Annotated in this window: 4 protein-coding genes; 1 reads left to right on the top strand and 3 read right to left on the bottom strand. The window is 34.9% G+C overall.

Features of this window, described 5'->3' with window-relative positions; genetic code table 11:
* The first annotated feature begins 1168 nt into the window (after positions 1-1168).
* Complete coding sequence (locus tag NLG42_RS20480) at positions 1169-4768, top strand: heparin lyase I family protein (RefSeq protein ID WP_257682175.1); 3600 nt, start codon at positions 1169-1171, stop codon at positions 4766-4768.
* Positions 4769-4946: 178 nt separating this feature from the next.
* Here NLG42_RS20480 and NLG42_RS20485 read toward each other — a convergent pair whose 3' ends face one another.
* The 3 genes from NLG42_RS20485 to NLG42_RS20495 form a co-directional block, all read right to left on the bottom strand.
* On the bottom strand, positions 4947-6953 hold the full coding sequence (locus tag NLG42_RS20485; protein WP_257682176.1) for a glycosyl hydrolase family 95 catalytic domain-containing protein: 2007 nt from the start codon (positions 6951-6953) through the stop codon (positions 4947-4949).
* A 126-nt stretch (positions 6954-7079) separates the two neighbouring features.
* On the bottom strand, positions 7080-9206 hold the full coding sequence (locus tag NLG42_RS20490) for a glycoside hydrolase family 97 protein (RefSeq protein ID WP_257682177.1): 2127 nt from the start codon (positions 9204-9206) through the stop codon (positions 7080-7082).
* 424 nt (positions 9207-9630) lie between these two features.
* A complete protein-coding gene (locus NLG42_RS20495) occupies positions 9631-11130 on the bottom strand; it encodes a SusD/RagB family nutrient-binding outer membrane lipoprotein (RefSeq protein ID WP_257682178.1) in 1500 nt (499 codons plus the stop codon).
* Between the last annotated feature and the right edge of the window lie 2 nt (positions 11131-11132).

The following is an 11132-nucleotide window of genomic DNA, read 5'->3' on the forward strand; positions in this document are numbered from 1 at the left end:
ATTATATTGCGATGATGATCTATCGGTTCTTTTCGAATCTTACGATTCTATTACTCTTATTCTTTTGTTTTGAAATCTCTTTCAAAACGGCTGTCAATTCAATATGTCTACGAACGTGTATTTCAATTTTGTTTCGCTTGTGTTGCAAAGCGGGTGCAAAAGTAGATAGTTTATCCGCATTTACAATACTTTTTCTTCATTTTTTTTCACTTTTTTTAGCAAGTTTCACTTAACTTACTGATAATACAAAACTTAAAAACAAAAACAACTACTAATTAGTGTAGGATTATTCTTTAAATTATTATTTTAAAGCAAAAAACAAACAGCCAAACGTATCGATCTTATAAGATTCACATTATACTTTGAGTAATCATCATATATATAAGTACAGCAAAGAAATAATAATACTCTCTTTTATTTGAATTATACAAAGTGTTTCTCAAAACCACTTCGCAATTCTGAAAGCTTTCGGGAGTGACTTTGCGCCAATTTACAAATACGCGATTTAAAACGAATACCTCATAAAGTTGCAGTCTTTAAAACTAAATGTCTTCGATGCATTTTTTAGATAGAAGGAAGAAAACAATATCAAGAATAATCATTGACATTTTTAATAATAGTATAAAAAGCTCTCTTCATAGTTTATTTTTAAAACTTCATTAAATACCTTATCAATCTTACTTGAATAAAATTAGGTCTTTCAATATAAAGTTCGCTGATTAAAAACTCCATTACAGAATACTTGTAACAGTAAATTCTCCTTGTAAAACTTCATAAAAGTAAACATTTACACAAAATCAAAACATTTATAGAAGAATTTGAAATACGATGTTCATCCTCACCTCTAACTTAGCTTTATAAAAATCTCATCAAAACTAAATAATGGTATAAACATTTACTCAATGAAAAAAAACTTATAACTCTTTCTTACTATTCCTGCTTAATGAAACTTAGAGACAAAATTGTTCTTTCTTAGAATATCCCGTTTTGCTTATTTAAATAATTATAAAATTAAATAACTAAGCCTAAAATAAATTGTAACCCACTAAATTAAAAATGAACATTAAAACACATTAATTAAAAACCACAAGCTTTTTTTCTAAGCTGGCTGCTAAAGTCTAATTAAAAAAACTGCTGATTTACTAACTCAACCAAAAACCGTTTAATTATGAAAAAAAGTTTACTTGCTTTACTTTGTGTCTTTTCTTTACTAGAAACAAAAGCACAAGATTCTAGTTGGGTATATAACTTTGGGGTTACCGCCTCAGGTCCATATACATCTACAACTTATAGTTCTACTTATTTGCCCGCACCAATGGCTGGCGGCGGCAATGCCAGCGTAAAAGCTTCGTCGGCTACTGAAGGCGCTGTTGAACTCACCTCATCTAATTTTGCGGGAGGCGCTGGAGCCGAACTTAAAATGAATGGCGGCACTACTGTAACGGGTGCTAAATTTGCTCTAGCTCCTTTTACAGCTTCTAATGTCGCTGCTTTCGAATGCAAAATCAATATCAGCTCAGGAACTAATGGCAGGTTCTTATTATATTTTGGTAATGGCAGTAATTTCAACAATAGCAGCGGAATAAGTTTACCGCAAACATTTGCTGCCTTGAGATTATCGCCTGCGGCCACTACTGTCAACCTCGATTGGCTCTCGTCGACTGCAAGTCCAAACTATACAATAAACGGACTTTCTCAAACAACAATTAACAAAAACCAAGTTTATATTCTGAAGTTTTTTATGAACAACAGTAATAGCACTGCATCATACGTAACTGGAAGCGGTGCAAGCATGACAACGCATAATCTTTTGGCGGGTACTTATGATATTTGGATTGATACTATAAAAGTACTTACTAATGCAGACCCCGGAACAGGTTTACTCCCGCAGGGAACTAACATCAGCGGAATGAATTTGTTGAATGTGGGCGCAGGATCATCGGCTCCTATATTGTATATTGATGATATCAGTTATTCTAATTTTTTAACCGCTGCGCCTCCAACACCTCCTGCAACGATTACCAATACGCTGGTTAGTATTGATTACGAAAGTGGAACAGAAAATTCTGGTGTTTCAAATTTAACGACAACGCATGCCACCGCCGATGATGCAGAATACATAGTAAGTCCTGGTCGTACTGGAAACTATGCTATTGCTCACCGCGTAACGATAGGAGACGAAGGTTATTTTTCTGACAACCATTGGCGCAGCGAAGCAGCTACTGCTCAAATGTTTGCTGACGGAAAATACTACCCTGGAGATGAACGTCGTTTTGAAGTTAGTCTTCAACTGAAAGATTGGGAACCTTATACAGCGGGTATGGCTCAAAGCGGGGATATTATTTTTCAAGGCAAACAAAGTGGAGGTGAAAACCCTGCTTGGTATCTTAGTGCGAAACGCAATAGTATTACTTTCCGTATACCCAATGATAATATTGAGCCATCTATTATAGGCGATTTTCGTCCATACATCAATCAGTGGATCGACTTTAGAATTGACGCAAAAATGACGACTGATGCGACTGGATATTATAAGGTTTATTACAGGTTACCGGGGCAAACTGATTATACTTTGGCTTGGCAGATAAGTAATTTCAGAACTTTTAATCAGGATGTTCCCGAAACTAACCCTTCTGGATACTTAAAATGGGGATTGTACCGCCCTGGACAGTCTATTACTACTGATCCGCCCAATGTAGCAACACGTATTATTTATCATGATAATATAAAGATTTTTGAACTTAATAATAACAGTGCACCGATACAAATTTGGGGTAATACTTTTACCAGTACTCCCGTTGACTTTACCTCACCTATTACCACAGGAAATACAACAAATCCTAATATCACCAGCGATGGAAATGCAACACCCAATTTTTATTATGGCACTAGTGACGGACTTAATACCGCAGGTCAAATTGGCGGTCGTGTTTTACTAAATGGATGGACTAATAAAACTACTGCTTCAGATCCTGCTACAGCTCTCAATCTTAATCAATATTTTGAGTTCAAACTGCAGCCTAATAGCGGCTACAAAATAGATTTTACTAACCTCAAATTTACAGCGAGAAAAGGAAATGCAGCTGATCCGAGCACATATGTTATGAGATCTAGTGCAGATGGTTTTACAAGCGACATCACAGCACCTCAAACCTTTACTGGAACTGCTGCTACACTGCTAACCTATGACTTAAGTCCTTTATCTAATATTAAAACTCCAATCACATTTCGTTTATACTGGTACGGATCTAACAAAACCTCTGGAAATTCTTTAGTTGGTATCGATGATTTTTCGTTCAATGGTCAAGTTAAGCCAACATTTTATCTTCCTGCAAAGTCTAATATTATCACAAGTACTAATGCAGGTTTATCTACGTACACAGCCCAAACCAATGAATTTGATATAACTGCATTGAACAATTGCGATACGACTACTTACAGCTATTTACTTACTGGAGCAACTTCGGCTAGTGGCAGCGGTTCATTAGCAAATAAAGTTTTTAATAAAGGTAATACCACTGTTACCTGGACAGCAACTGATGGATGCAGCAGTAGTTCTGCTTCTTTTATGATTACTGTTGATGATACAGAAAAGCCAATCTTCACGCTACCAACAGCAATAACGATCAGCAATGATGAAAATCAATGTGGGGCGGCATTAGTATTACCGCAGCCAGTGGTTACTGATAATTGTTCTGTAGCAAGTATTACCAATAATGCACCAGCAATATTTCCTCAAGGCACAACAACTGTAGTTTGGACTGCAGTCGATGAAAATGGCAATACGGCTTCGACTACACAAACCGTTACTGTAATTGACACAAAAGCTCCAACAGTAAATTCAATTGCTTCTGTTGTTCTTTGTTACGAATCAAACGGCAACTATACTATTCCATCAGCAGCGGCATTCGATAATTGTACTATTAATACTGTTACTTACGAAATTACTGGCGCGACCACAAGAACCGGAAGCGGATTGGATGCAAGCGGAAACTATAACGTGGGAACATCTCATATAACATGGACAGTTACTGATAACGCAGGAAATAGCAGCACAAACACGACAACTGTAACCATTAATAGCGCACTCTCCGCTAATATTCCTGATGTTTATGCTGTAAATCCTGGTGGAAATGCTAATACAATTTATTTAGGATATGGTGCTTCTTCATTAACACTGACCGCTGCAGCTTCAAACGGAACTGCACCTTTTACTTATTTATGGAGTAATGGAGCAACAACAAACAGTATTTCAGTAAATCCTTCAACAGTAGGAAATCACGATTACAGTTTAACCATCACTGATGCACTAGCCTGCCAAGTCACTATAACAAAACAAATAATAGTAACTGATGTTCGTTGTGCCGACAAAAAAGTAACAGTATGTCATACCAATAATAAAAGTCTTTGTATTTCAACTAATGCTGTTGCGGCACATTTAGCACATGGCTGTTCTCTTGGTTCATGCGAAAACACACCAACTTTAAGTAACACTTCTTTTAAAATTGCAGAACAACAAATCGATGATTTTATAGTTAGCGGATCTCCAAATCCAACAAAAACCGAATTCCAAATAAACATCACGGGAGGAGATGAAAAACAAAACATTCTTATTAATGTATTTGATCTTTTAGGAAGAAAAATAGATACTTTGAAATCAAGTTACGCATCAGTCATAGCGTTAAAAAGTAATCTAAGCCCGGGAACATATCTTGTAGAAATACGTAATGGAAGTAATGCCAAAACAATTAAGCTTGTAAAACAATAAGGTTAAAGACTAAATCGTAAACTTTATAAAAAAAGCCATTCGATCAAATTAAGAAAGGGATAATAGATGTACTAATTTAATACATCCGTTATCCCTTTCTTCTTCCAAAAAACAAAAACAAAACTAAATCTTGATGCCGCTAAATCAAAGGAAATTGCGACACCAATCTTAATCTTACTTATTTTATTATGATCGTTTTATTCTCAGTTCCAACACCAATTATCTTTAAAGATTTCCATTTTTCAGGAAGTAAGCCTTTGTTGAATTTCAATCCATTATCTGTTTGTTCTACACCTCCAAAACCATAAATAACAGCTTGCAGCATTGCTCCTGCTCCAGTAGCAAAATACGGATTGTTACTATTAGCAGATTCTGAGAATACTCCGAATGGCGGACGACTGTTAGGCAAATACGATTTTACAAAATATTCATATGCTTTTTTTCTATCTCCTAAGCGCGAATACAAAACAGAGAACACGCCAAAAGTCATTGCCGGCCCATCTTTTAAATCAACTTTTGCAGCGTAGTAATCTAAATCTGCTTTAATTTGTTTGTCATCATTTACAACGTGTAAAGGATATGCTAACAAATTCACATCAGCCTGTTTTGTCGCTTGACCTTTGTATCCTTTATAATTTTGAGTAATTCCATTTTCATTATGAATTTTCAATTTCTTTGAAACTTCAATCCATTTTGGATTAATCGGCTCATTCAATATCTCTGCAGCTTTTATCGTGTTTTTTAATGATTCCATCGCAGCTCCATTTGTAAAAGCATTATCATCAACGTTCAAAGCATATTCATCTGCTCCAACCACATTTAAAATCGAATAACTATCATCTTCATTTTTAACCACTCTGCTAATCCAAAAATCAGCAGTTTCTTTCATTACATTCCATTCTTCACGTAACCATTTTTTATCTTGGGTCAAGGCATAATAATTCCAAAAAGCAATAGAAACATCAGCGGTAATATGTTGTTCAAAAATACCCATTGAAGCACTTGTTGGTGTAGCTTCTTCTCCAGTATCATCAGATTCCCAAGGATACATTGCTCCCTTATAACCATAAATAAATGCTTTCAGTTTTGCTTTCTGCAATCTATCAGATCTATAGTCTAAACAAGATTTTGCCAATTCTGGCTGTAATGCTAAAAGCGATGGATACATCCAAAGTTCTGTGTCCCAAAAAATATGTCCATTGTATCCTTGAGAAGATAATCCCATAGGCGAAATACTTTGTCTGCTTCCTTCGCGTATAAAAGAATACAAGTTATACAAGGCGAATCTAACTCTTTGCTGTGCGTCTAAATCACCTTCTATTTGAATATCACCTGTCTCCCACAAATCAGCCCATGCTTTTTTATGTTTAGAAAGCAAGTTATCAATTCCATCTGAAAAAGCATAGATAGCCTGACGTTCGGACTCATTTACTGGGTCTAAAATATCTTTAGAATTACAAATTCCTCCCGCAATTACAAAACGATATTTTTTCCCTTTCTCTATTTTTTTTGAAAAGCCCGCTTCTGATCCTTTTTGTGACACTACTTCTGCAGTACCATCAAAAAGAAAAGTAGTAGAAGCTGAAACAGTCCATTTACCTGTATTTGTCTGAGCAATAGTTCTAAAAAGAGGTATTCCATAGTTCTTTTTCTTCATCACTCTAAACTCACTTTTGACTATCTTCAATTCCTCTGGAACATTCATATAATTAGATGCGCTTATTTCAATATCTCGCATCGGTACAATCTCAACAACGGCCATTGCTGAATAAGGTAATACTCGATTAGCCAAAATAGTATACTTAATTTGGGCTAAATCTTTAAATTGAAACGAAGTGGTACTTGTTCCTTCTTTCATAGAAACTTGTTGACTCCAATGATCAATATTAGTACCATCGACCATTTGATTATCAATTGACAAGCGCAGATTTAAAAACTCAATCCCTCTTACAACTTTACTAATTCCGTTTTTAGGATTAGGCTCATAAACGCCATTTAGGATGATTTCTTTTGTTTTTAAAGGTGTATCATCTGTGACAATTCCAATCTTACCATTTGCCATTGCAACTCCAAAATAATTCTCCCTCGAGTTAGCAGTCAAGTTCCATTCGTCTCCTTTTGTTTGTGCAAAAGCAGCAAAATTCACAAATAATAATACCGTCAAAAATTTTATATTCAAATTCATATTCTTGATTTTTAATTTATAGTTAACCTAGTTCATTAAATGTAACTTAATAATTACTTCTATTTAAGTTTCAGATTTAAGTTCTTATTCATCGCTAAAAGAACTTATAAAATCCTAAACTGCTTTTTACTTTTTGTCTTCAAGTATACTTATCGCATAACCACCTCCAGATGCACTTAATTGAGAAAGTTTTGATTTATTTGTAACTGTTATTTTTCGAATAGTGTAAGCTTGCGGATTTGTTTTGTAATTCGCCTCTTTTCCATCAGCATAAATAGTAGCGGTGTATTTTTTTCCTTTTTCTAAAAAAGCAAAATTAATATTGGAAGTTCGAGGTTCAATTCCATTTACATTTCCTATAAACCAGTTATTAGTTCCTTTTGCTTTACGGGCAACTGTTATATATTGACCCGGTTCAGCTTCTAAGTAATTACTTTCACTCCAATCTACTGCAACATCTTTAATGAACTGGAAAGCATCTGAAAATCTATTATAATTTTCAGGTAAATCGGCAGCCATTTGCAAGGGACTGTAAATAGTTACATATAATGCAAGTTGATTTGAGAGAGTACAGTTAGCGTGTGACTTATTGCGTGGATTAATTTTGCTTATATCCATTTCAAAAATCCCTGGAGTATAATCCATTGGTCCGCCAATTAATCGAGTAAAAGGTATTATTGTTACATGATTTGGTTTCGATCCGCCAAAAGCTTCACACTCTCCTCCTCTTGCAGACTCGTTTCCAATTAAATTAGGATAAGTTCTGCAAATACCCGTTGGTCTCACCGCTTCATGCGCATTCACCATAATTTTATATTCCGCCGCTTTTTCTACAGCATATTGATAATGATTCACAATCCATTGATTATAATGGTTTTCTCCTCTTGGAAGAATACTGCCTACATAACCGCTCTTTACAGCATCATACCCATTATCTTTCATAAACTGATAAGCTTTGTCCATGTGACGTTCATAGTTACGAACAGATCCAGATGTTTCATGATGCATCATCATTTTTATTCCTTTTGATTTTGCATATTCATGTATTCCTTTTACGTCAAAATCAGGATATGGAGTTACAAAATCAAAAACGTAATCTTTGGAGCGGCCAAGCCAATCTTCCCAACCTTCATTCCAGCCTTCAACTAAAACAGCATCGAAACCATTTGTTGCAGCAAAATCAATATATTTCTTGACATTCTCATTATTAGCTGCGTGTTTCCCATTTGGTTTTACTTTCGAATAATCTGTAATACCTAGTTGTACGGATGGTAATTCATCGGTATATCTCCATGAACTTTTTCCTGTAATCATTTCCCACCAAACACCAACATATTTAATAGGTTTAATCCACGAAGTATCTTCTATTTTACAAGGTTCATTTAAATTCAAAGTCATCTTAGATGCTAAAATTTCTCTGGCATCATCACTCACAATAATGGTACGCCAAGGCGAATTTGCGGGAGCTTGCATGTATCCTTTATCGCCGTTTGCATCTGGAGTCAGCCAAGATTCAAATACCATGTTTTTGTCATCCAAATTCAAATGCATGCAAGAATAATTAATTAATGCAGCTTCATGTAGGTTGATATACAAACCCTCTTTAGTTTTTAACATCAACGACGTTTGTACTCCAGTTAAAGAAAAGGGAGGCTGAGATAAATTTCTATTTTTTGCTTTTACAAAAAGTTCTCTGATTTCAGATAACTTCGAAGTGGTATAATCGTATTCTTGAGTATCATAATCGCCCGGCATCCAAAAAGCGGTATGATCTCCTGTCATTGCAAATTGCGTTCTTTCTTCTTTTATAACAAAATAGGTAAGATTCTTTTGGACTGGAAATTCATAACGAAAACCTAATCCATCATTAAACAATCGAAAACGAATGACAATCTGCCTATCAGTTTCCTTTTGAATTAATGTTACCGCAAGTTCATTATATTGATTTCGAATTGATGATACTTCTCCCCAAACTGGCTGCCAAGTTTCATCAAATGAAGAAGTCTTTTTATCCAGTATTGTAAAATCATTCAATAACGATTTTTTAATATTTTTATCTTCTTTAAGTTCAATTCCGAGTTTACTAGGCTTTACAACTGTTTTTCCTTTATAGATTAAATTATAAGTTGGAGTTCCATCATTTTGTAATGCAAACTCCATACTAAAATTTCCGTTAGGAGATTTCAACTGTTGTGAATTAGTAATTTGGAATCCTATAATAAAAAACAGAGCCGCGAAAAGTATGTTTTTCATACTGTTTTATTTGAATTAACCTGTTGGGTACAATTACTTCCAACACATAGAAACATAGCTTTTATAGTCGAAAATTAGGAGTTTCTCTTTTTTTAAACACATCCCGTCCCGAAGTTTCGGGATCGGGACTGGCTATGCGAAAGACACGAGTTTCTTTTTGTCTCCTTTTTTAGGTATAAATCTATGTTTCTATGTGTTGGATTTTTTGCAATTACACCCAACGGGTTTGAATTAATATTGTTTTATTTGAATTGTTTTCCCGAAATGGTTTTATACGGCAAAAAAGAATAACCCCAATTACAAAAAATAAATGGGGTTATTTTTTTTAGACAAAAACCAAAATTTTTATCTTTTATAATCTCAATTTGAATTAGTATTCAATCTTCGATTATCAAATTAACTAAGAAAACATACTCTATCAGGATTAAAATTTATCCCAAAATATTTTAGTGTTCATCAAGTCACCACCAATATCGCTGGCAGCTTTACTATAATTGGTTTCATTTTTTGTCTGCTCAGCACTAGGATAAAGATAACGCACTGGAACAGTCAAAATACCTCTGTTTACAGCTGCTTTAGGTGATTTTAAAATTGGAAAATCTAATCTTCGATAAGATGTCCAAGCTTCAAATCCTCTGTTATAAAGTGCAAACCACGATTGATTACCAATTTTTTCTTTATAAGTTGCTCCACTTTGAACATTTGTGTAAGCAACTTTAGGACTTGCAAGATAAGTTGTGATAGCGGTCGCAGTTACTCCCCAATCTAACATTGAAGCGGTTATAGCAGCGTCATAATACGTTTTAGCTTTCACAGAACCACCTGGAATTAAATTTTTCTCAGCTGCTTCAGCCAATAAAAATTGCAATTCAGAATAGTCAAATAAAGTACCTGGAAAAACAGGATTGTTTAATGTTGCCGTTATGTGTGAATAAGTTGAAAAAACATTGGCTTCACCATAAGTTCCTCCTATAAAAGTACGTCCTGCTGGAAGCGCCGGAGCCGGCGCTGTTGCATTTACAAAATACTTTGTCATTCTTGGATCTCCTCCAGGAACTACAGCATCCATTGCGGCAACAAACGGTTCAGCCGGAATAAAATCGTTTCTATTGCTGGTTACTAAAGTATTGTATAATGGATTTTGATTGCCGGTAGTAGTTAAATAATTCAATTTGGTATTATCGGCATTACTTGCTAATGGACCAGCAGCAAGTGCTGCCTGAACAGTAGTCGCCGCAAACGCAGGATCAACATCTGAAATATTTACGGCTAATTTGATGATTAATGAATTAGCAAATTTTGCCCATTTTGCAGTACTTGCGGCATTTCCTCCATAAACAATATCTGCACTCCCAAAGTTAGCATTAGCAGAGTTTGCTTTCAGTATAGCAGAATCTTCAATTAATCTTGCGATAAGATCCATGTAAATAGTTTTAGCGTCATCGTAGGCTGGCAAAGGAAATTTCTTAATATCAAGAGCTTGAGAATAAGGCACATTTCCAAAGGTATCCACCAACATGCTGTAACTATAAACTTCTAAGATATCGATAAGTGCAAGTTTATTTTGCTTAACTGCAATATCAGCCGCAGCGGTTGAAGTGGGTGTGTTCTTAATCATTGTTTTTGCAGCAGAAAAGTCTCTTAACACATCTCTGTAAAACACTGTGAAACGTGCATCTGGAATATCTGGAATAACATATTGACTTGTAGAAGGAATCGTAGTTGATGCCCATTGCTGTGAAAATAATCTAAAAACCTGACTAGTTGTAACAACCTGATCAACTAGTGCTTTCTGAGCGCCCGTAAATAAATATTCAGGTTGTGTACTGCTTGGTTTTTTAGGATCAGTATTCATATCTGTAATATCTGAACTGCATGAAAAAGATATGCTTACAATAGATATTAATAAAAGTATTTTTTTCATCA

It is taken from the genome of Flavobacterium plurextorum (assembly GCF_024638035.1).
GTDB lineage: Bacteria > Bacteroidota > Bacteroidia > Flavobacteriales > Flavobacteriaceae > Flavobacterium > Flavobacterium plurextorum.